Genomic DNA, 22,751 nt, shown 5'->3' with positions numbered 1-22,751 from the left:
GGCATCACATTAATCTTGAATCAACACCAAGCCTTCTCCCGAGAACGGAAACGCTTTCTGGATCGCTCTCTTGGCCGCCCGCAATTCGCGAGGGCTGTTGATGGCCGCCGCTGCTACCAGGCGTCCTTCTTGCACGAAGAAGTCAATGAAGCCCTCGTCACTCGCATTGGCCTTTCGGAACTGCTGCGCGCCTGGGGGCACGATGCCCAACAACTGAAAGTTGATGTCAAACTGGTCGGACCAGAACCACGGCAGCTCCGCGGCGACGGGCTCGGCGCCCAACATCGCCTTCGCAGCTGCAACCCCTTGATCCTGCGCGTTCTTCCAAGATTCGAGGCGCACCCTGCCTTGTCCCAGCGGCTGGTCAGTGACGTCACCGCAGGCAAATATTCTGGAGTCCGAAGTGCGGCAGTGCTCGTCGACGACGATTCCGTTGCCGACGTCCAGCCCGCAAGACCGTGCAAGTTCGTCGTTCGGCACCGCACCGATGCCTACGAGCACTACCGTAGCGGGCAGGATTGAGCCGTCATCGAGCTCAACCCCCTCAATCGTTCCATTTCCCACAAAGCGCTTGAGGCGAGCGCCGAGTCGAATGTCCACGCCGCGACTAACGTGCTGCTCCAGGAAATACTTGCTGAGCGACGGAGGAAGCGAACGCCCGCAGAGCTGATTGGAAGCCTCGAGCACCGTGACGTGAGCGCCGCGCGCTCGCAGACCTGAGGCAACTTCCAGCCCGATCCAGCCGCCACCGACCACTACTAACCGGATGGCGGCTCCGAGGTTGGCGCGGATGGCCAGGCAGTCATCGATGGTCCGCAGGTAATGAACACCCTGCAGCTCGGCACCCTCGCAGATCAATTGCCGTGGTCGAGATCCCGTCGCCAGAAGCAACCGGTCGAAGTGGAACGACTTTCCGTCCCGACAAACAACCTGGCCGGAGGTCCGGTCGACTCGCTCGACGTGGTTCCCTAGCTCCACTTTGATTCCCAGCTCCGCAAGACGCTCCTGCGACCACAGTTGACATGCACCGGGTCCCAGTTCGCCGAGCAACACTTGCTTCGACAGGGGCGGACGTTCGTAGGGAAGATGGCTTTCATTGCCGATCATCAGCACTGAGCCGGTGAAGCCTGAGTCGCGCAACGTCTTGGCTGCCCAGCCGCCGGACTGCCCGGCCCCGATGATGACGATATCGTTAACGGTGGACATGTTCGCGGTCGACTAGAGGTTAAGGAAGATCTTGTTGTCGACCACCGTGACGGGGTACGTCTCCAGATCAGATTCCGCCGGCGGGCCCATGCATTTGCCAGTGCGGATATTGAACACTGCGCCATGCAACGGGCACTCGATGGTTTCACCCTCCACGAACCCGTCGGACATCAGGGCGTAAGCGTGCGGACAGACGTTGTCGGTGGCGAAGAACTCGTCATCGACCCGGTAGATCGCGATCTTCTTTCCCTGGCCCTCATAGGCGTATGGGGCGTCCTGCGTGACCTTCTCACATGCGGTAATAAGCTGAAGCGTCATAGCGGCGAGCGACTAGGCGGCAGCGGACTCGGCAGTGCCGCCGGGCATCAGTTCGCCGTGATGACGCTCCAGGAATTCGTCCATCTCCCCAAGCTCAGACACGACGTCTAGCGGCACGACCGCGTAGGCACTGCCGTCCTTGACGATCTCTCGGAATTTCGCAAGGCTCTCTTCTGACTTGACGTACTCGAGCAGGCGGCGGCGACTGCGGACGATCGCGATGTCGGTTGCGAGCAAGAACTCCTTCTCTCGATCGACAATGCGGCCTTCAGTGCCTGGGAGGGCCAGCATGCCCTCCTGCATGGCACGGTCTTGATCATTGAGGCCATGAATGCCTGAGGGGCTCGACAGGCTGGCTCCCTTGCGGTCGATCATGTAGTTGTTGCGCTGGTTCCGAACCGGAACAAACGTGTCGATGATGGCACCCGTGTTCAGGCGATACGGTTCATAAACGCTGTCCGGAGGGAAGGCTAGCCCCTTGCCGATGTAGTCCAGGAAGGCTTCGGGAAGATCGCCCTTGAGGTAGTAGTTGAAGTCCCAGGTGTAGGTGTTGTGGTCGTCGATCGGAATGAAAGCGCGGCCGCCCACCGGGAAGTCTGCACTGGGGATAGAACTGAAGCACGGCGCCATGAACTGAGAGACGCGCCAATAGAAATTCTCGTCGGCGTTGCGACGCGCGATGCCGATGACGCCGATCGCCGTGTCCTTAGCGTGCAACTGCGGAGTAATATCAATCGCGGAGTAAGGACGGTGCACCGGAGAGGTGGCCATCGTGGCCGGATTCGTGTGAAGGATCGACACGTGCGAGCTGTCCAGTTCGCCTTCCATACCCTGCAGCCAGTTGGATTCCTGGATCCACACTGTCGCATTGCGCTGGGACTTCGGCAGATCGATCCACGGGAATCGGGGAAGCGACGGGGGTTCACCGCTGCCCATGAACACCCAAACGATGTCGGCTTTCTCTTGCGCTTTGTACGCGGTCAGCTTGACCTTCTTGCAGATCGACTGATCGGTTGAGTTTTGCATCTCTAGGCAGTCGCCTTCAGCGTTGTACAACCAGCCGTGGTAGTTGCAGCGGATGCCCTCTTGCTCCACTCGGCCATAGAAAAGAGGAGCCAGGCGGTGCGCGCAGTTGGCCTGAACGATGCCAACCTCACCCTTGCCGTTGCGAAACGCAACGAGCTCTTCGCCAAGCAGCTTCAAGCGCACCGGCGCGCCGCCGGGTTCGGGCAACTGAGTTGAGAGCAAAGCAGGAAGCCAGATGGACCGGAAGAGTTCGCCGACCGGCGTTCCCTTGCTCACGTGGGACAGTACATCGAGCTTGTTGGCGAGTGCCATGGTGTGTTTCCTTATCGAGACTCGAATCAAAGGGTGAGAAAGCCGCCGTCAACCGGGAGGATGACGCCGGTCACGAAGGAAGCAAGATGCGACGCCAGGAAGACAGCAGGGCCTGCCATCTCGTCTGCGCGGCCAGCGCGCTTCATCGGTGTGTGCGACATGACGAAAGCGACGCGGTCAGGATTGGCTCGGGAGACGGCGGTTTGCGGGGTTTCGATGAAGCCAGGCGCGATAGCGTTGACGCGCACCCCGTGCTGGGCAAGGTCTACCGCCAGTGATTTGGTCATCATCGCCACCCCGCCCTTGCTGGCGGCATAGGCTGTCGTGAAATTCGGAGCTGCCGTGAACGATTGAATCGATGCCAGGTTGATGATGTTGCCTTTGGTGCGCTTGAGTTGATCAAGAAAGGCTGTGATGCCGTACATGATCCCGTCCAGGTTCACCGCCATGACTTCACGCCAAGTGCCAAAGTGGCCTTCCTCACCGAACTGCCCACGGCGATGGATACCCGCGTTGTTCACGAGGATGGATGCGTCGCCGGCCAGTTCATGGACACGAGCCGCCACCTGCTCCGCTTGGTCGGGATCGGATACGTCCCAAAGCACTGGCCACGCGGAGCCACCCTGCTGCGAAATCAGCGCGGCCGTCTCTTCGGTGGTCTGCATATTGACGTCGGCGACCATCACCTTCGCACCCGCTGCGGCAAGGCCGATAGCGATTTCGCGTCCCATCCCTTGACCCGCCCCGGTCACCACAGCCACTTGGCCGTCCAGCAGCGGACTGCCGTTGAATTCGATCATCTGATAGCTCCTGATTCTTAATCGAAAGATGTTCAGATCGTCAGCCACTGACGATGGACGCGCTCCGCGTCGGCCTTGAAATCGCCAATGGAGAGCGTCTCCACCACTTTTCCTTTGGACATCACCAGGATGCGGTCCGAGATGCGCTCGGTGAGGTTGAGGTTCTGCTCGACAAGCAGGACTGCGACCCCTTCGGATTTCAGCAACTTGACCACGTCACCGATCTGCTGGACCACCATGGGGGCCAGGCCCTGTGTCGGCTCGTCCAGCATCAGGACTTTGACGTCCGTCACCAAAGCTCGCGCGATCGCTAGCATCTGCTGCTCACCGCCAGAAAGGGCGTGGCCGGCGTTCTTGATGCGGCGTTGAAGGTTGGGAAACAAGTCGAGCACCCGCTCTTCGGTCCAGATCTTTGGCTTGCTGCGCTGGCCCACGCGCAGGTTCTCAAGGACCGTCAATGCCGGGAAGATCTGCCTGCCCTCGGGCACGTAGCCAATGCCCGCTCTCACCATCTCGTGCGCAGGCTTTCCGCTCAGATCGAGGCCAGCGAGCGACACAGTGCCGGAGGACGCCCGCACGATTCCCATGACGGACTTGAGCGTCGTGGTCTTACCCACGCCGTTTCGCCCGATGATTGCGGTCACTTCACCCTTGGGCACCTGAAAGTTGACGCCGAAGAGAACCTTGCCGGATCCGTATCCGGCTTCCAGTTTGTCCACCTTAAGCATGTGCGACTCCCAGGTACGCGCGCTGCACCGCCGGATCGTTGCGCACCGCCTCTGGTTTGCCATCGGCGATCTTGCGCCCCTGATCCAGTACAACAATGCGGTCTGCAACTCCGAACACGACCTCAAGGTCGTGCTCCACCAACAACACCGCGATGGGGGCCTCCTCCAGTAGCGACTTGAGCAGTTTCACCGTCCCGCGCGTCTCTTCGACCGACATGCCTTGGGTGGGCTCGTCCAGGAGAACCAGCTTTGGCTGAAGCGCCAGGGCCGTCGCGATCTCGAGCAGCCGTTGATCTCCATGCGACAACTGACCAGCCGTTCGATCTGCGCAATCGGTCAAACGGACGCGTGCGAGCCACGCCATTGCCTCTGCCTCGGTTTCCTGCACAAAAGCCTTTGACGCTATCGGCCGGAGCCGTGCGGCGGACCTCGCTTGAACTGCCAACCGGACGTTCTCAAGGGCCGTCAGTTCCGGGAATAAGCAAGTAATTTGATACGTTCGGCTCAGACCCTTCTGAGCCAAGTCGTACGCTGAGAGGTGTTCGACACTCTCCTCTGCAAAGCGAACGGTTCCAGCGGTCTTCTTGATCGCACCCGCGATCAAGTTGAAAACGGTACTCTTTCCAGCACCGTTCGGGCCAATGAGCGCGACCACCTCGCCCGCGTTGACCGTAAGACTCACGTCATCTACGGTCGTGACCGCTCCCCAGCGCTTCGTAAGACCAGAACATTCAAGAAGCGGCATTCTTTTCTCCAACGTGGGGGGCGCGGCGTTGCGAAATCTTGGCGGCAATCAAAGTCTTGATGCCCCACAGGCCCTTCGGCGCAGCAATAACAACGACGATGAAAAGCAGCCCCATCACCAAAGGCCAACTGTCGGTAACTACGCTCAGTTGCTCGTGAGCGAGAACGATCAAAGCTGATCCGATCATGGGACCGATCAAGGTGCCCGATCCGCCGAGGATGACGGCGATGATGACGTACCCCGACAGCGTCCAATGCAAGATCTCCGGAGAGACGAACAACAGAAACCCTGCGTGGAGCGCCCCCGCCACGCCCGCGAGGGTGCCGGAAACGACGAAGGCGACGATACGCAAGGTCCGAGGCACATATCCAATCGCACTGGCTCGTCGCTCGTTCTCACGAACAGCGACGATGGCTCTGCCCATTGCAGAGTTCATGAACCCTCGGGTCAACCAATATGTTGCAAAGACAACGATCAGGACGAGCCAAAAGTAGCCATCGCGGGATACGAACCCCTCGAAGCCGAAGGGGCCCGCATTGCGTGCGAAGCCGGTCAGGCCATCCGAACCGCCGGTAAGCGTGTTCCACTTGAAGACGATCGCGTAACCCAGCTGCGCAAAAGCCAACGTCAACATTGCGAAGGCGACTCCGCTAGCCCGTGTGCTCAGCCAACCGATTGGGACAGAGAGGAGGGTTGCAACCAGCACGGCGCCGCCGAGCGCGAAGGGCAACGGCCAACCCGCCTGCAGCGCAAATGCGCATGCGTACGCACCGATGCCATACGGCAGGACATGGCCGAAGGAGAACAGGCGTGCGTAGCCCATCTGAACGTCCAGGCTCATCGCGAACAGCGCAAAGATCAGAATCTCCGTCAGTAGCGTGACCTGGAAGCTCTGCAAAGCGAACGGGGCCGCCGCCAAGAAGGCAACGACAGGAACGGCATACTTCATCACTCTTCTTCTCCGAACAAGCCACCCGGGCGATACAGCAGAACGCCGATCATCAAGAGGTAGGTAAACACCAGCGAGAAGTCGGGAAAGTAAAAGTTGCCGAAGGATTGAGTCGTAGCGACTAGCAGACTACCGACGGCGGATCCGAGAAAGCTGCCCATGCCACCAATCATCACAATGACGAATGATTCGATGATGGCCGCGCTGCCCATACCGATGTAACCGGTGATCAATGGAACGGCGAGATAGCCGCCCAGCCCTGCGAAGGCACAACCAACGGCGAAGGTCAATGTTCGGATGGTCCCGACATTGACCCCCAGGGCCTGTGTCATCTCTGCATTCTGGGAGATCGCGCGGATGAGCAGCCCCAGGCGCGACTTCAGGATCACGATGGCAAGGATGCCCAAAGCTGTCATTCCGAACGCGATCAGGAAGACGCGGTAGAGCGGAAACGGCTCATCCATGACGAACACTACCCCGGCAAGTGCTTCCGGCAGTTGGACGTCGCGGCTGTTCGATCCCCAACCAAGTCGCGTGGATTCGGTTAGCACGAGGCTCAGCCCAAACGTGATGAGAAGGAAGCTGCTAGCGTCCCGCTTGTAGAGGTGGCGCAGAAGCCCCGATTCGAAGATCGCTCCAATTACAGCAGCGCTCAACGCCGCAAGCAGAAGTCCGGCCCAGAAGCTCCCCGCCCATTGAGCCGCCGAGATGCCGACGTAGGCGCCGAACATGTACATCGCCCCGTGGGCGAAGTTCATGATGCGCATGATGCCGAAAATCAGCGTCAAGCCCACCGTGAGCATCGCGAGGAGCGATGCGAGAGATAGCGTGTTCAGCCCAAGGTTGAGCCAAAGTTGCAACACACTCATAGTGCGTCTTTCGTGAGGATGGATGTTCTAGCGACGGGCTCAGCGGCAAACGCTTGCGTCAAAACGTGTCTTTGCGGCAGGCTGGAATGACTGCATCTGAGCTGAACGTTTCGATGATCTTGGGGAGTGGGTAGCTCGCATCGGCGCTCTTCTCCAGACGCGCAATAAAAACGCTCTGCTCGCCTTGCTGATCGCAGCCCCGCAGCTTCACCCGCCCCTTGACTGACTCGATCTCCAGGTCAACCAGGGCTTTCCTGACGGCCATCGCATCCACGGACTTGGCGCGCCGCACCCCTTCGGCCAAAAGGCTCAGGCCTTGCCAGGCCTCTCCGTCCCACGTGTCGGGAATCTCGCCGTATTCCGCCCGAAAAATGCGCACGAACTCCTTGTTCGCCGGTGCATCGAACGCGTAGTTGTACTGGCTCACACCATACAACCCCACACCGGCATCGCCTAGCGGTCGCGTATTCAACAGGTCCAAGACCTCGGTCACGATTTGCATCTGCTCGCCCAGCCGGTACTGGCCGGCCTGCTTAAGGAAGGCTGTGGCGTCGTCCCCGCTCATGGCGACATAAAGCACTTCCGGCTTGGCTTGACGGATGCGAGCGATGTAGCTCGAGTAGTCCTTGGTACCCAGGGGCGTCAGGACGCTTCCTACCGCTTGCTTGCCCAAGCCGCCTATGAGCTGCTCGAACGTCGAAAGACTGTTCTTCCCCCAGGCGTAGTCCTGGGCGATGGTGAAGAACTTCATCTTGGGCGACTTGGCGAACCAAAGCGAGATCGCGCGGGCACGCATGGGGCCGGATGTGCAGGTGCGGAACGCATTGGGAACGAAGTGCTGCGCCGTCAGCGAGCCAACACCGCTGATGCCGGCCAAGTACAGAGCGTTCCAATCTGCAAGGCGGGGCATGATGGCCAGGGATTCGCCACTGGAGATGACGCCCGTGATCAACTTGACACCGCGGCCTTCGATCAGTTCGGAGGTCTTGCGCACACATGCAGCAGGGTCGCCTTGCGTGTCTTCGAAAAAGAACTCGACCTGACGGCCATCGATGCCACCCTTGGCGTTCACCGTCTTGGCGAAGAGTCGGCATGTGCGCTGGATCTGCGATCCAAGAGCCGACCAGTTGCCCGTGATGCCTGTTGGCACACCAATTCGCACCGCCTCCTTTGTTTGCGCCCACGCGGGCTGAAAAGTAGCCGCCAAACCCGCGCCAGCAGCGCCGACCAAGAACCCTCTGCGATCGATAACCATGGTGTGCTCCTTGTGATTGCGAGGCAATGCTATATTCGTCATATACATCTGTCAACTAGGGTAGTTGAGAAACACAAGAGGCACTTTTTCGGCGCAGAGTTTGCCCTTCTGGTGCGCTCACACTTAGACACAACCACAACCTGGACGCACTCATATGACTTTGTCTTCGCCCCCTTCTCGCCCGATCTACATGGACTACATGGCGACGACTCCGACGGACCCGCGAGTGGTCGCCGCACTCCTTCCTTACCTTGGTGAGCATTTCGGCAACCCTGCTTCACGCAGTCACGTCTACGGGTGGGAGGCGGAAAGTGCTGTTGAGACTGCGCGCGCGCACGTCGCAAGTCTCTTAGGGGCCGATCCGCGGGAGATCGTGTGGACCTCCGGCGCCACCGAGGGCAACAACCTCGCCATCAAGGGGGCTGCTCACTTTTACAACGGCAAGGGCAAGCACATCGTCACGCAGAAGACGGAGCACAAGGCTGTTCTGGATACGTGCCGAGAATTGGAGCGTGAAGGGTTCACGGTCACGTACCTCGACGTTGAGAGCGACGGACGCGTATGCATCGATTCGGTGCGAGAAGCCCTGCGAGACGACACGGTTCTGGTTTCTATCATGCTGGTCAACAACGAGATCGGCGTGATCAACCCAGTCGAGGAGATCGCGCAGTTGTGCCGTGATCGCGGCATCGTCTACCACTGCGACGCGGTGCAGGGCGCTGGAAAGATCCCGATTGATCTGAGTACGTTCCACGCAGATTTGTTGACCGTGACCGCTCACAAGGTCTATGGGCCCAAGGGTATTGGGGCGCTGTACGTCCGTCGCAAACCTCGGATTCGCATCGAGGCCCAGATTCATGGGGGAGGTCATGAGCGGGGAATGCGATCTGGCACCCTTCCGACTCACCAGATCGTCGGCATGGGCGAGGCGTTTCGTCTTGCGAAGATCGAGATGGAAGCGGAGTCCTCTCGGGTGAGGCAGTTGCGCGATCGTCTCGGCGAGGGCCTGACCAAAATGGAAGAGGTGTATGTCAACGGCAGCCTCGAGCATCGGGTGCCGCATAACCTCAACGTGAGCTTCAACTACGTCGAGGGGGAGTCACTCATCATGGGGATGAAAGACGTTGCCGTGTCCTCGGGTTCCGCCTGCACTTCGGCCTCCCTGGAGCCGTCCTTCGTGCTTCGCGCACTGGGTCGCAGCGACGAGCTCGCTCACAGCTCCATCCGGTTCACGCTTGGGCGATTCACAACCGAGGCGGAGGTCGATGCAGTAATCCTGCAAGTCACAGAAACCGTGGAGAGGCTTCGGCTGCTAAGCCCGTTGTGGGACATGTACAAAGACGGGATCGATATTTCGACGATCAAATGGGCCGCACATTGACGAGTGCACCAACAGCATCGATCGAATGAAGGCTACCGGGACGGACTCCCGCGAGGGCGAACCATATCTGGTTATGAATGCGTCTGGCTCGGCGGAGTGTGGAAGCATCAGCATGGACTTTTCTTGACCAGCCAGTGATCAGACCGACTCATGGTGCTGTCGCCCTACCCTCCACTGGAGCGGGAGCAGGCGCAGCGGCCGTATCCGGGGCCGGGACAGTAGAAACACCTTGCGCCTCGGCGGCAGCTTCCTGGGCCCGCATCGCGCGGTCGTACCCAGCGCGCTGATGCGCAGGCCCAAACTGATTGCAGAGGCCAGCAGGCACGTTGCCGGCTCGCAGACCAGTGTCGCTGCCGAGACTCCCTATTGCACACGGCGCGTGACGCCAGCAGCTCGGCACCCTTCCAACCAAATCAATCAGGAATCTGGACATGAAAGAGAGTTACGGAAGATTTGTTGTTCGCAAGCCCGGCGCACCGGAGGTCTTGGAGTGGATCCAAGAGCCTTTGCGCGAAATCGCGGCCAATGAAGTGCGCATTCAAAACGAAGCCGTTGGCGTGGATTTCATTGACACGATGATCCGGTCCGGCCAAGTGCCCGCGACCCTGCCTACCGGAATCGGCTACGCCGGCGTCGGCATCGTCAAGGCGACCGGTGCAGACGCTAGCGGATTCGCGAACGGCGACCGAGTTGCCTACATGTACTTCGTGCCGGGCAGCTATGCGGAGCAACGCTACGTTCCGGTCGATCGCGTCTTCAAGTTGCCCAATCAATCAATGGCGCCCGACGTCGCGGCGGGCGCCCTCTTTCGCGGACTGACCGCTTGGTATCTCGCAACGCGACTGCATCAGTTCAAGCCGGGCGATACGGCCTTGGTCCACGCTGCCGCAGGCGGCGTGGGATTGCTGCTGGTGCAATGGTTGTTGAGCCTCGGCGTGCAGGTGGTCGGCACGGTCGCGACGCCGGAAAAAGCGGAGATTCTGAGGCAGTACGGCTGCAAGCACGCCGTTGTGCTGCCGTCGGAGGATTTTGTTGCAAAGGTGAAGGAAGTCTCCGGCGACGCAGGTGCGGCCGTGGTGTACGACAGTGTGGGCGAAGCAACCTTCGCTGGCTCTCTGGACAGCGCGCGCAAATTCGGCCTCATCGTGTCCTTCGGCTGGCCGTCGGGTGATCCCGATCTGTCATTGATGACGCTGCGGGCCAAGGGGTCGCTGTTCATCACGCGTCCGACAGTGACACACTACACGGGCGACTCTGCGGACTTCCTCGAGGGTGCGAGGGCCTTGTTTGACTTGGTCGGCAAGGGCACGCTTCGCGTTCGGGTGGACGATGCCTATCCGCTGGCGAAAGCGGCTCAGGCCCACTCGGACATCGCCGCCCGCAAGACCACCGGATCTGTCGTCCTGGTTGCCTGATGGCTCGGCTAGGCCCGCCGTCCGGTGGGCAGAGTTCCTGTGGCCCGGCCTGCCTACCGAGGGCGGCGCAGGACCCGCGAGGTATAGCGCTCCGGCGATTCCATTCAGCTGGCTGTGACGTCACCCGTCGTCGCGACGCCTGCGGCCAGGTAGCCGCCATCAACCGGCAGCCTCGCGCGCTTTGCACAGCCGTGTTGCGACTTCTCGCAGATGTTTCAGGGCGGCGAGTGAAGCACGCGTGGGGTCGCTGCCCACGGCCGACTGTGCCCGAAGCTAGAACAGGTTGCCCTGCCCTGCCCTACCCTGCCGCGCTGGATGGCCGGAACGATGAGGTCCCGCGCAATGCGCGCGCGGTTGTAGCCGAGGCGGCTGGCCTGTCCGCGCCGAAACAGAAGTGAGCCACCGGGGGCGCGGCGGCAACATTGATGTGTGTATCGAGTGCATCTCATCCCCCTTCTGCCCACGACATGCTATCCGCCCGACCTTACCCCGATGTGTTGTCTTTTGTCTCAGGGATACCAGGCCAAGCCCTTGGGCGCACTGGAAAACCCGATGGCACGAAGCGCGGCGCACAGAGGGCTCTTATGAGGCGTTTGATCATCCACGCGCTCCAGGGTGAAGGTCGCGAGCTTTTCGCGCTTCAGTGCGGCAGCCAGTGCCGTGAGGCCGATGGCTAGCGGCCTAGCCATGGCAACGGCGTCTGCATCGCCGTAGCTGAGCAGGTGGCGCCCGCCCTGGGCGAGATAGAACATCAGACGCCCGTCGACCAGAACAACGAAGGATCCGGCACGGCGAACTGGGCGCGCGCTCGATGGATGAGACGGCCAAGGCATGAACGTTCCGAAGGGATTCGCAGGGTCTGCGGCTGACAAGGACACCGCGACAGGCTCGGCCGGCGGCGCACCAGCAAGTTCGCGCAACCGGTCGACTGTCACGCGCTCGGCGAACTGAGCCGCCCCCAGGCCTTCGACGAAGCGCCCGCGTAGCACCCGGCCCACGTCCTCCATGCCGCGGAACACCGGCCGCAAAGCCGGAAAGCCGCCAGGGATGTCCTCGGTCACTGCCGCGCTGCGGGTGACCACTCCGTAGCGGTCGAGAAGGCCCTCAACGCGTGCCAGCGCCCGGGCGGTGTCGGTCACCGGCTCGGGGTGCAGTAGCGACCAGCGGCCTGCGAGTGTCGGATCGCTGAGTGTCGGGTCAGAAGCCGTGGACATGCGCTCGTCGGAGGACAAACCGCGAAGACCTCTACGCCGCCGTGAGACGTGGACGGGGCGGGAGCGCCGCGTCGGGCGCCCGCCGTAGTAGGCCCGCAGGGGCGACCAGGTATCGGCGGTGACATAGCCGCTCCAGGCGAGCGCCCAGAGTGCGGCGTGGATGTCCGAGGGCGTAGGCGCTGGCTCTCCGGCCTGCAGACCGGACACCGCCAGCGCCGCGAGTTGGCGCACGAAATAGGCGCCGCCATTGGCCAGGCTACTGAGGATCTGCTGTTGCAGGACCGACAGATTGGCTGCCGAATCGTTGCCGGGTAGAGGCGACAGCGTCTCCGAGGCGAACTCCTGAAGGTGCAGAGCCACCAGTCCGTCGTCCTCGCCGAGCTGTCCATGGCCGGACCAGAGCACCGTGCCCGTAGCAATCAGTTCGTCGAGCATGCCCGGGGCGTAGTCCCGCACGCGAGCGGGAAGCACCTGGCTTTCCCACAGAGAGGCTGGCAGGGGGACGCCGGCGAGTTGTTCAATGACGCGGGTCACCCCGCCGCCCCCTTCCAGCGTACCGTCGGTCGCGTGTCGGGCAGGAACAGCGGCATTCCCCACGGCTTCGGGTACCAGGCCCTGGCGTTCCAGCAGCAGGCGTGCATAGGCTTGCTGCGGAACCGGCCGGGTCGCCTCGCGCGCGGCCTGCAGGGAGCGCAGCCGCAAGCGCTTGAACACGTCGTCGCCTATCCATTCGTGGCGTGCCACTGGGTAGATGCCGGCATCGGGGGTCTGTGTTTCGATGCGGCGCTCGACGCCGAAATTGCCCTTCAGGAGCTTGCCTTGTTCGCTCAATTGCTCCAGCACCTCGTCCGCCACGGCGACACCGAGGCCAAAGCGGTCGGCCGCTTCGCCGGTACTGAAAGGCGCATGGGTGCGTGCGTAGCGCGCGATCAGATCGCGCAGCGGCGTCTGCGTCGGCTCGAGGAAGACCGCGGGCAGGCCGACTGGTAGCGTGACGCCAAGGGCATCGCGCAGGCGGGCGGCATCCTCGACGGCGGCCCAATGCCCTCTGCCGGCGATCAGCACTCGAATGATGCGTCCCTGGCCCTCCAGGTCGGCAAGGTAGCCCCGGGCCTGTTCCCTGTCGCTGAGCCGCCGGGCCACCTCCTCTGTGGTCAATGGCCCGAGCTGGCGCAGGAAATCTGCCACTCCTTCCAGGCCCTTGGCCTGATGGCTGGGCACGAGCCGCTGCAGTTCGCCCCCTACGCGATCGACGATGACCGGATCGAGAAGTTCTCCCAGGTCGACCTGGCCGAGTAGATCGGCGAGCAAGCCGCTGTCCAGCGAAAGAACCGAGGTGCGCCGCTCGGCCAGCGGTGTGTCGGTCTCGTACATGAACTCCGCCACGTACCCGAACAGAAGGCTCGCGGCGAAAGGAGAAGGTACTTCCGTGGTGACCTCGGCAATCTGCACCGCACCGTCCTGCAGGCGCTGCATCAGTGCATCGAGTGCGGGCAGATCGTAGACATCCTGCAGACACTCGCGCGCGGTTTCGATCAGGATCGGGAAGTCGGGATAGCCCTGCGCAATCTGCAGCAACTGCCCAGCGCGCAACCGTTGCTGCCACAGCGGGGAACGGCGCCCCGGCATACGGCGCGGCAGCAGGAGCGCCCGCGCCGCGCATTCGCGGAAACGCGCGGCGAACAGCGCCGAGCCAGCCACGGCATCGGTAACGGTCTTGCGCAGGGTCTGCGGATCGCAGAGAAACAGTTCGGCGCCGGGCACGCGGCCGGCGGTGTCAGGTATGCGCGCGATGATGCCGTCGTCGCTGGCGACGACCGAAGGATCGACCTTCCAGCGCTGGCGAATGCGCTCGGCGATGGCCAGCGCCCAGGGGTCATGGACGCGCCGTCCATAGGGAGAGTGCAGGATGACTCGCCAGTCACCCGTCTCATCGCGGCAGCGCTCCAACACCAGGGTGCGGTCGGTGGGCAACACGCCGGTCGCCTCGCGCTGTTCGCCGGCCAGCCTGAGCAGATTGTTCATCGCGTGGCGGTCGAGCCCGGCCTTCTCTAGGCGTTCCTTCAGCCCGGGGTCGATGTCCAGGCTGCCGTCGACCCCGGCAGCGTCCTCCAGCAGCGCGAGGAAGGCGCCGATGGCCTCACCCAGCTCGGCCGGCCGGCCCATTCCGTCGCCACGCCAGAACGGCAGCCGGGCCGAACGGCCCGGTGCCGGCGTCACCACCACCTGGTCGTTGGTGATTTGCTGGATGCGCCAAGAAGATGTTCCCAGCGTGATGATGTCGTTGACCCGGGATTCGTAGACCATCTCCTCGTCAAGTTCGCCAACCCGGCGCGAGCCGGCCTGTTCCTCGCCTTCGGGCAGGAGGACGCCGAACATGCCCCGGTCCGGGATGGTGCCGCCGCTGGTGACAGCCAGTTGCTTGGCGCCTGGGCGCGCGGTCAGCTGGCCCGTTTCACGGTGCCATACAAGGCGCGGGCGGAACTCGGCGAAATCGTCGGAGAGATAGCGCCCGGACAGCATGTCGAGCACCGCGTCGAACACGTTGCGCGGCAAGGTATGGAACGGCGCCGCGCGACGCACCGTGGCATACCAGGCGTCAACGTCGACCGCCTCCATGGCGACCGCCGCCACCGTCTGTTGCGCCAGGACGTCGAGCGGATTGCGGGGGGGATCGATGGCCTCGATGCGCCCGGCCAGCATGGCGTCGATGGTGACGGCGGCGTCGACCAGGTCGCGTCGGGTGCGCGGATAGATCAGCCCGGCCGAGGTGCCGCCCACCTGATGACCAGCTCGGCCGACCCGCTGCAAGGCACTCGCCACCGACGGGGGGGCGGCGACCTGGATCACCAGCTCGACCATGCCCATGTCGATGCCCAGTTCCAGGCTGGAGGTCGCCACCACACAGCGCAGTTCGCCCGACTTGAGCGCCTGCTCGATTTCGCCGCGCTGCTCCTTGGAGACCGAGCCGTGGTGGGAGCGGGCGATCAGTGGCGCGACACCCGCGGACCGGGCGTCGGTGCCGCCAACGGACGATGGGTAGTAAATGGCCGTATCGCCGGGCGCTGCCGCTGCGGTGGTGTCCTCCTCAGTCAGGCGCTCGGCATAGAGTTCATTGAGGCGCGCGGTCAACTTCTCGGCCAGGCCGCGCGAGTTGGCGAACACGATCGTCGAATGCTGGCGTAGCACCTGGTCAAGGATGCTGGCTTCGATATGGGGCCAGATCGAGCCTTGCCTGTCTTGGGGGCCTTCGCTGGCAGCAGTACGGTTGCGGGGCGGGATGTCGGCCATGTCCTCCACGGGAACGACGATCTGCAGGTCGAATCGGCGGCTGGAGGGCGGATTCACCACCGTGACCGGCCGTTGGCCTCCCAGGAATTGCGCGATCTTTTCCACCGGACGCACCGTCGCCGACAGGCCGACTCGCTGCGCCGGCTCCGACAGCAAGGCATCAAGGCGCTCCAGGCTGAGCGCCAGATGCGAGCCGCGCTTGCCGCCCGCGACCGCATGGACCTCGTCCACGATCACGGTCCGGACGCCGCGCAGGGTTTCCCGCGCCTTGGACGTGAGCATCAGGTAGAGCGACTCGGGCGTGGTGATGAGGATGTCGGGCGGACGACGCAGCAAACTCGCGCGTTGGGCCGGTGGCGTGTCGCCGGTGCGCATACCGACCTTGATCTCTACGGCGGGATCGCCACGATGCTTGCGCTGCGCGGTGATGCCCTGGAGCGGGTCGCTCAGGTTGCGCTGTACGTCCGTGCCCAGCGCCTTGACCGGCGAGATGTAGAGGATGCGTGTCGCGGCTTTAGCGACGCTAGCCGCGCTCCCGTCTTGCGCCTCGCGTTCCCGAAAGAGCTGGTCGATGGCTTGCATGAACGCCGCCAGCGTTTTGCCCGAGCCAGTAGGCGCGATCACCAGCGCGTTCTGGCCGTCGCCAATAGCCGCCCAGGCCGCCGCCTGTATGGCAGTGAGCGACGGGAACGCGGAGCCGAACCAGGCGCGGGTGGCGGGCGTGAAGTGTTCGAGCGGGTCAGCCTTCGCTGCGTCAGGGAGCACCATCGCCGTGGGTCAGGCCTTTGCGCTCTTGACCGCCGCCTGGTAGGCCCGCTCGGCCCACTGCTGCAGTTGTTCGCGATCCTCGACCACGTCGGCGGGCACTTCCCAGTAGGACTTCAGCGCATGCTCCTCGCCTTCACTTACATACCCCAGTGCATGGGAGCCCGCGGCCTCGTAGTCCTTGCGTGAGTCGTCATCCACCTTGAAGTACAGGCCGCCATGCCAAACCATAGCGAAGACGTGGTCGTGCCGGTAGAGCGCTACGGCACCGAACAGCGGTCGCGTGGTGGTCTTCGCCCAGGGCGAGAGCTGGTCGACGTAGTGATCTGCAAGTGCTTGGGTCTTGCGGGATTGCTGGGTCATGGCTTAGGTCCTTTCCTTGAGATGGTCTTACGGGCCTGTGGCCGGGGGTGGGTCGTCTTCGATGATCCTGTGGCGTCGCGCAGGTAGCGCCCGGTCACCGGTTTGTTCTTGATCACGTTCCTCCTTCCTTCGATCCACCCTCCTTGGGCCGATCATGTGCCGACATCGTCTCGACGACCGACTGGTAGGAAGTCTTGACCAATTCGGTGACTACCTGCCGGGTGATGCCCCGGCCCGCGCCAACGGAGATCCAGTGTCCCTTGTCGAGGTAGCGTCCGGCGGTCACCGTGTCGAAGCGTTCGCGCAGCGCCTGCGCCTGCTGCGGATCGGCTTTCAGGGTGATGATCTGCTCGTTGGGGTCATCGGTGACGATCATGAAAACCTTGTCGGCGACCTTGTAGACGTCCAGCTTCTCCACGAAGGGGCGGCCATGGCTCACGTCCGGCAGCGACAGCGCCACCTTGCGGGCGAGTGGCTGGAACTGCCGCTCAGAGAGCTTCTTCTCACCGGGCTCCTGACCTTGGGCGACGCGTGCCTTCACCGGAAGCCCCTCCTGAACCAGCCGGTAGGACTCACGCACTTCGCTCTCGATCAGCGCCCGGGTGATGGTGTTGCCGGGTGCGATGGAGATCCAGTGGCGCTTGCTCAGCCGGTGTCCGCCCGCAGTGATGTCCGGATGCTGCAGGCGCAGTACTTCCGAGCGAATCGGGTCGACCTTGACGATCACCCGAACATCATTCCCCGGCGCGGCACTCGCCAGCATGAAGACCCGACCACCCACCTTGTAGGCTTGCCAGTCCGCGCCAAACGAGTCATCAACGAGTACCCCAGGCCGTGGCCGGGCGGCCTTGTCGGCCCAATCGAATAGTGCACCGGAGTCCATGCCGCGTCTCCCAGTCGGTTGGCTCCCCATCAAGTGCGACAGGGGGCCGATCCTGCGTTCAGGAGGCCGAGGCCGTCGTCATCGACTGCGTGATGGCCCAGTTCGAATGCACGATGCGCCAAGCACCTGCAATCCTGCGGTAGACCTCTGTCGCATTCCAGGCACGCAGCAGGGTCTCGCCGCCGTGCTCGGCCGCAACATAGGTCCGCAGGTTGTAGCTCAACACGGCCAGGTCGCCGGCATCGCTCGCGAGGACATGGGGATTGAGATATTCGTTGCGCACGATGTGCGGGTTCTTGTAGAGCTTCTGGATGTGCTCGACGACGGCATCGCGCCCAACCAGCAGCCTCTCCAGCGCGGGGTCGAAGTAGCTGATGTCCGCGTGGTAATTGTCCAGGTAGCCGTGGCTGTCGCCGACGCTCCAGCGCTCGTTGAGTGAACGCTCCAACTCAAGCACTTCCTGACTGATGGTTTGAAGGTTGCTGCTCATTACGGATTTCATTCCCTAGCTGAAAATGGTATTTTTCAACAAGCAATCCACGGTATCAAGGCAATATCTGCCTCTATTTGGATACTTTTCGGACAATGCTTAAAAGTTATGGCACATGATTCACCGCTGGCTAGAGGCGAAGCGATGGAAAGATCGGGACGCCCCATACAGGAAATCCGCTATCAGCCCGAAGGTTCGTACCCCTACGACCTGGAGGTCTTCCGGGTCTCGGAACTCCGTCGTAGAACCAGCCCTGAGGGGATGCGCAGAACGTATGGCTATACGTTCTACATGCTGATCCTGGTGACCGAGGGACGGTGCATCCAGTTGCTGGACTTCGAGCCCTGCCCCGGCCAAGCCGGGAGCCTGGTCCTGGTTCGCCCCGGACAGGCCCATAACTTCGGAGAGCGCGAGGATTGGGACGGCTGGATACTGCTGGTGCGCCCGGAGTTTCTCCGGCCCGCGTCATCGCACGAGAGCCTTCGTTCAGAATTCAACATCGAGCGCTTGCCAGCGTGCCTCCAAGTCGATGCCGATGGCCTGGAGCGCGCGATAACCACCATCGAGTGGATGCGTGAGGATGCCGCACGTCATGACTCGCGCGGCCTGGGTCCAGCGCGGCGAAATCCTGACCGGTCTGCGGAATGGGTCGAGGACGTGCAGGCGCATCTGCGCCACGCGTTCTGTGCGCTGGTGTCCTGGCTTGTCTTGGCCTTTGGCCACAAATACCTGGAGGAGCCGCACAAGCGGCCGGCACTCAAACGCTTCCATCTTTTCAAGGACCTGGTTGAGCAACATGTCGCCGAGTGGAAAAGCATCAGCATTTACGCCGCTGAAATGGGCTGCACCGAGAGGAGCCTGACGCGTGCAGTACTCGATGCCGAGGGCATAAGTGCCAAGGAATTCGTTTTGAGGCGGCTGGGTCTGGAGGCCAAGCGTCTGCTCATACACACCGATTGGCCCGTCGGCGTCATTGCCGACAAGCTCGGATTCAAGGAGGCCACGCATTTCAGCAAGTTCTTCCGACGCTTGGCTGGATGCACGCCCTTGCAATTTCGATCCGACAACGGCTATGGGTGAAGTTAAGCCGGGCGTGTCCCCTACTTGAATCCTATTCGCTCGATTCACCAGCCCAGCGTACGTCCGTGGGCACGTACGCGTTGATCCGCATCGACACGTTGTGGTTGTACTCCCAGCCACAGGAAATGCGCTCCGGCGCCGACCGGTTACTCAACATCGCGGTCGTGGCGCATGCACACCACGGCCACCTCTTCGCCGACCTGTGGGGACACGTGCATCAAGTTGCTTGTGCACGACGGCTTCGATGTGTGGTGCGCCACGCGCCGCTTGCACGCGGGAGGCTTCGTCTAGGTGTTTGATCCCAGGGTTTGATGGTGCATTCTTTTCCCCTCAATGGAAGGAGGCACTATGGGCCAGATTCTTCACGGCTGCGCCACCACGACAGAGGCGGTCCGTCGAGCAATACAAGGGAGTCAAGAGAGCCTGAGGGCGTTATCCAAGCGCCATGGGGTCAATCAGAAGACGATCGCGAAGTGGAAGCTGCGTGGGTTTACGGCCGACCTGCAGACTGGCCCAAGGCAGCCCAGATCCACGGTCCTGTCTCCTGAGGAGGAAGCGATCATCGTGGCCTTCCGGCGGCATACGCTGCTTCCCCTGGACGACTGTCTGTACGCGTTGCAGCCGACCATCCGCCATCTGACACGATCGTCACTCCATCGCTGCTTGCAACGTCATGGGATCAGCCGACTGCCTCATGTCGAAGGCGACAAACCGGTGCGCAAGGCGTTCAGGCATTACCCGATCGGCTACTTCCACATCGACATCGCCGAGGTACGCACCGCTGAAGGCAAGCTGTATCTGTTCGTTGCCATCGATCGCACCTCCAAGTTCACCTTCGTGCGCCTGGAAGAGCAAGCCACAGTAGAGACCGCCGCTGCGTTCTTACGGGCCTTGCTCAGCGCCGTGCCCTACAAGATGCACACGGTACTGACCGACAACGGCATCCAATTCTGCGACCTTCCGGCCCGCAGGAATGGGCCGACGGCCAGGCTACGAGTGCACATGTTTGATCGCGCATGTGCTGCCGCTGGCATCGAGCACCGCACGACCAAGCCCAACCATCCCTGGACCAACGGTCAGGTCGAGCGCATGAACAGAACGATCAAGGAGGCCACCGTCAAACGCTACCACTACGACAGTCACGACCAGTTGCGTCAGCACCTGCAGGACTTCATTGACGCCTACAACTTCGCTCGGCGCTTGAAGACACTCAAGGGCCTCACGCCCTATGAGCACATCTGCTCTTGCTGGACTTCACAGCCGGATCGATTCATCATCAATCCGATCCATCAAATGCCGGGACTGAACACCTAGCTCCATCGGGCTAGTGTGCGAGATCGGCGACATCCACCGCTTCGCCAGCGCTCGCCAGCTTATGGGTTACCTGGGACTCGTACCGTCGGAGTATTCCAGCGGCGGCAGCGTACGTCGTGGTTCGATCACCAAGACCGGGAACGCTCACGCGCGACGCCTGCTGACAGAGGCGGCGTGGAACTATCGCTTCCCGGCACGCATGAGCCAGGAATTGCGTGACCGCAGCAAGACGTTGCCGCCAGACATACGCACCCACGCGTGGAAGGCACAGGTGCGCCTGCGCGGACGGTTCGCTCGGCTGTCGAGCCGGGGTGTGCAGGCCAACAAGGTCTGTGTGGCGGTCGCGCGGGAGTTGACTGGCTTCATCTGGGCTATCGCGCAACTGTCCGCAGCCGAATCGACATCGCAGCAATAAGCAATGGGCTACGCAGCAGGCGCCATCGGGTGATGCGTCACGGCATCACGATGGGAAGAATCCTCATTCACACTATCGCCAGAAGGCCTTCGGCAACCTGCGTCACTAGAGCGAGGCAGCTTCCATGACGGATCGATGCACGGTGGTAACCAACCCACGGATATCAGTCTGATCCATCGACGAGGCAGCAAACGCGTGGCGCATCACCCTATGCCGCCTGCATGAACCCAAAAAGGATCCGTTGACGCGAGCGACCATATCAGTGTGATGTCTCAATAGGTTGTTCACCCGAATGGGTCTGGCAAACTGGAGTTACCTCGCTTCAGACAGCCTCGCTACGCAGGTTTTGGACACCACCCCGAGGAAAGCCGTAGAGTCGTTCAGGATTTGATACCAAAATCTTGTCGAGGGTCTCTTGGTCATCTACCCAGGAAAGCAGTTTCCGAATAAAACTGTTCGTATCCGTCGGATTTTTGAGGGATGTATGGGGCCAGTCGCTACCCCAAACAACACGGTCGGGCGCCACGTTGATCCAATGCCGGGCTATCTGATCGACGTCTTGGTAAAAAGATTGTTCGCCAGTTTTGGAGTCTAGATAAGGCGCAGAAACCTTCATCCATGCTCTGCCACTACGCAAGAGCCGCTCGATAATCGCAGCTGCAGGGTGCTGAAGACCTTGTTTCACAGGGAGCCTTCCCAAGTGATCAAAAACGAGTTCGACCGGTAACTCATAGAGCATGCGTTCATACTGTACGATTTGATCAGCAGTCCAATGGAGCTGCAAATGCCAGCCAAACACCTTGATCCGCTCTGCCAACGGGGCAATCATGTCAAAGGAGGTTGGCGCATTTTCCGGCGTATACAGCGTAAACCGTATGCCTCGAATTCCCTGCTTATCCAGCGAAGCCAACGTCGAATCACTCACGTCTGGCCGAAGCACAGCTACCCCGCGGGCGCGGTGAAGGCCCATTTGTGCGATTGCGTCTGCGGTGACAGCATTGTCAACGTCGTAATTCCGCGGCGTGACGATGACAGCCCGGTCCGTCTGCAAAGCTTGTTGAACGGATGTGTATGCGCCAACGGTGCACGGAATAGCATCCATATCGTCAGCGCGCAGAATTTCACGAAAGCGCGGATCGAAAATATGCAAATGTGAATCGCATGCGTTGTAGGGAATCACAAGATCGGAAGCCATTTTAATCTTAATAAAGAAAAGGGATCACTTAAACAGCAGCTTTACGCTGTAGGTATTTGACGCCGGCTGACGCGCAAACGCAGATGACGAGATAAATTGCTGCAGCGAAGACATAGAGTTCTACCACCCTCCCGTCTCGTGCGCCCAGCTCCGATGCGGCGCCGAAAAAATCGGTTAACGACAGCACGTATACAAGTGACGTATCCTGGAATAGGACGATAATCTGCGACAGAATCGTGGGCGCCATGTTTTTGAGAGCTTGCGGCAACACCACCAATGTCATGGCCTGGCGGTAGTTCATGCCGAGCGCGAATGCCGCCTGCACTTGTGGTTTGCGAACAGAGCCTATGCCAGCTCGCATGATTTCGCAGAAATAAGCGCTCTCAAACAAAATGAACGTAACGAAAGCCGACGTGTAGCCACCGACCTGCACAGGCTGAGTCGCTCTCAACACCCACCCCAAGATATACGGCGACAAAAAATAGATCCAGAATATCACCAGCAGTAGCGGTACCGACCGCATGGTGTTGACATAAACCTCTACAACTTTGGAAAGAAAGCGGACATTTGCAATGCGAATAAGTGCCATGCCTGTCCCGATGAGCATCCCCATCACCGCGGACGCCAGGGTCAGCTCGAGGGAGAAACGCATGCCGGTCGCAAAAAGATACTGAAGCTCATTGCCTGAGCTCGCGCTGTCGAAAATATTCATGGTCGATACCGCAAAGATTGTTGTG

19 protein-coding genes and 1 pseudogene are annotated in these 22,751 nt (G+C 61.4%); 5 read left to right on the top strand and 15 right to left on the bottom strand.

Annotation, left to right across the window (positions count from 1 at the left end; all coding sequences use genetic code 11):
• Positions 1–9: 9 nt before the first annotated feature.
• The 9 genes from ASD05_RS25600 to ASD05_RS25560 are packed head-to-tail and all read right to left on the bottom strand — an operon-like array spanning position 10 to position 8,208.
• Positions 10–1,206, bottom strand: a complete 1,197-nt coding sequence (locus ASD05_RS25600) for an NAD(P)/FAD-dependent oxidoreductase (protein ID WP_056598331.1) — start codon at positions 1,204–1,206, stop codon at positions 10–12.
• A 12-nt stretch (positions 1,207–1,218) separates the two neighbouring features.
• Positions 1,219–1,524, bottom strand: a complete 306-nt coding sequence (locus ASD05_RS25595; RefSeq protein ID WP_056598329.1) for a non-heme iron oxygenase ferredoxin subunit — start codon at positions 1,522–1,524, stop codon at positions 1,219–1,221.
• Positions 1,525–1,536: 12 nt separating this feature from the next.
• Positions 1,537–2,862 carry a Rieske 2Fe-2S domain-containing protein gene (locus tag ASD05_RS25590; RefSeq protein WP_056598327.1) on the bottom strand — a complete coding sequence of 442 codons (1,326 nt, stop codon included), beginning with the start codon at positions 2,860–2,862 and terminating at the stop codon, positions 1,537–1,539.
• A gap of 26 nt (positions 2,863–2,888) precedes the next feature.
• The gene (locus tag ASD05_RS25585) at positions 2,889–3,662 is read right to left on the bottom strand and encodes an SDR family NAD(P)-dependent oxidoreductase (protein ID WP_056598323.1); all 774 of its coding nucleotides are present in this window, start codon (positions 3,660–3,662) and stop codon (positions 2,889–2,891) included.
• A 32-nt stretch (positions 3,663–3,694) separates the two neighbouring features.
• Entirely contained in the window at positions 3,695–4,390 is a 696-nt protein-coding gene (locus ASD05_RS25580; protein ID WP_056598322.1) for an ABC transporter ATP-binding protein, read from the bottom strand.
• The gene (locus tag ASD05_RS25575) at positions 4,383–5,135 is read right to left on the bottom strand and encodes an ABC transporter ATP-binding protein (RefSeq protein ID WP_056598319.1); all 753 of its coding nucleotides are present in this window, start codon (positions 5,133–5,135) and stop codon (positions 4,383–4,385) included. Before ASD05_RS25575 ends, ASD05_RS25580 begins: the two co-directional genes overlap by 8 nt.
• Positions 5,122–6,084, bottom strand: a complete 963-nt coding sequence (locus ASD05_RS25570) for a branched-chain amino acid ABC transporter permease (protein ID WP_056598316.1) — start codon at positions 6,082–6,084, stop codon at positions 5,122–5,124. Before ASD05_RS25570 ends, ASD05_RS25575 begins: the two co-directional genes overlap by 14 nt.
• Positions 6,084–6,953 (bottom strand): branched-chain amino acid ABC transporter permease, encoded by an 870-nt coding sequence (locus ASD05_RS25565; protein WP_056598313.1) that lies wholly within the window; start codon positions 6,951–6,953, stop codon positions 6,084–6,086. Before ASD05_RS25565 ends, ASD05_RS25570 begins: the two co-directional genes overlap by 1 nt.
• Positions 6,954–7,011: 58 nt before the next feature.
• A complete protein-coding gene (locus ASD05_RS25560) occupies positions 7,012–8,208 on the bottom strand; it encodes an ABC transporter substrate-binding protein (protein WP_082572378.1) in 1,197 nt (398 codons plus the stop codon).
• A 154-nt stretch (positions 8,209–8,362) separates the two neighbouring features.
• On the opposite strand from ASD05_RS25560, the gene ASD05_RS25555 reads away from it, so the two are divergent.
• Both ASD05_RS25555 and ASD05_RS25550 read left to right on the top strand, forming a co-directional pair.
• Positions 8,363–9,589, top strand: coding sequence for an IscS subfamily cysteine desulfurase (locus ASD05_RS25555; protein ID WP_056598307.1), 1,227 nt, complete (start codon positions 8,363–8,365; stop codon positions 9,587–9,589).
• Positions 9,590–10,020: 431 nt separating this feature from the next.
• Entirely contained in the window at positions 10,021–11,004 is a 984-nt protein-coding gene (locus ASD05_RS25550) for a quinone oxidoreductase family protein (protein ID WP_056598304.1), read from the top strand.
• A gap of 509 nt (positions 11,005–11,513) precedes the next feature.
• Here ASD05_RS25550 and ASD05_RS25545 read toward each other — a convergent pair.
• From ASD05_RS25545 to ASD05_RS25530, 4 genes are all read right to left on the bottom strand, one after another.
• Positions 11,514–16,277 (bottom strand): ATP-dependent helicase, encoded by a 4,764-nt coding sequence (locus ASD05_RS25545; protein WP_056598302.1) that lies wholly within the window; start codon positions 16,275–16,277, stop codon positions 11,514–11,516.
• Between the two features lie 9 nt (positions 16,278–16,286).
• The gene (locus ASD05_RS25540) at positions 16,287–16,637 is read right to left on the bottom strand and encodes a TfoX/Sxy family protein (RefSeq protein ID WP_056598299.1); all 351 of its coding nucleotides are present in this window, start codon (positions 16,635–16,637) and stop codon (positions 16,287–16,289) included.
• Between the two features lie 112 nt (positions 16,638–16,749).
• Positions 16,750–17,520 (bottom strand): MmcQ/YjbR family DNA-binding protein, encoded by a 771-nt coding sequence (locus ASD05_RS29760; RefSeq protein WP_082572336.1) that lies wholly within the window; start codon positions 17,518–17,520, stop codon positions 16,750–16,752.
• 58 nt (positions 17,521–17,578) lie between these two features.
• Entirely contained in the window at positions 17,579–18,010 is a 432-nt protein-coding gene (locus tag ASD05_RS25530) for a YybH family protein (protein ID WP_056598296.1), read from the bottom strand.
• 144 nt (positions 18,011–18,154) lie between these two features.
• On the opposite strand from ASD05_RS25530, the gene ASD05_RS25525 reads away from it, so the two are divergent.
• The 3 genes and pseudogenes from ASD05_RS25525 to ASD05_RS25515 form a co-directional block, all read left to right on the top strand.
• Positions 18,155–19,090, top strand: coding sequence for an AraC family transcriptional regulator (locus ASD05_RS25525; RefSeq protein WP_056598291.1), 936 nt, complete (start codon positions 18,155–18,157; stop codon positions 19,088–19,090).
• Between the two features lie 348 nt (positions 19,091–19,438).
• Entirely contained in the window at positions 19,439–20,404 is a 966-nt protein-coding gene (locus ASD05_RS25520; RefSeq protein WP_056598288.1) for an IS481 family transposase, read from the top strand.
• Positions 20,397–20,819, top strand: a pseudogene (locus ASD05_RS25515) (transposase); the annotation flags it as partial. The gene ASD05_RS25520 and the pseudogene ASD05_RS25515, both read left to right, overlap by 8 nt.
• 322 nt (positions 20,820–21,141) lie before the next feature.
• On the opposite strand, the gene ASD05_RS29755 reads toward ASD05_RS25515, so the two are convergent.
• Both ASD05_RS29755 and ASD05_RS25510 read right to left on the bottom strand, forming a co-directional pair.
• Positions 21,142–22,014 carry an amidohydrolase family protein gene (locus tag ASD05_RS29755; RefSeq protein ID WP_082572332.1) on the bottom strand — a complete coding sequence of 291 codons (873 nt, stop codon included), beginning with the start codon at positions 22,012–22,014 and terminating at the stop codon, positions 21,142–21,144.
• 28 nt (positions 22,015–22,042) lie between these two features.
• On the bottom strand, positions 22,043–22,726 hold the full coding sequence (locus ASD05_RS25510; protein WP_056598283.1) for an amino acid ABC transporter permease: 684 nt from the start codon (positions 22,724–22,726) through the stop codon (positions 22,043–22,045).
• Positions 22,727–22,751 lie beyond the last annotated feature (25 nt).

This window comes from Variovorax sp. Root434 (genome assembly GCF_001426595.1).
Lineage (GTDB): Bacteria > Pseudomonadota > Gammaproteobacteria > Burkholderiales > Burkholderiaceae_C > Variovorax.
The sequence above is the reverse complement of the archived record's forward strand: the minus strand, read 5'-3'. Positions and strand labels throughout refer to the sequence as shown.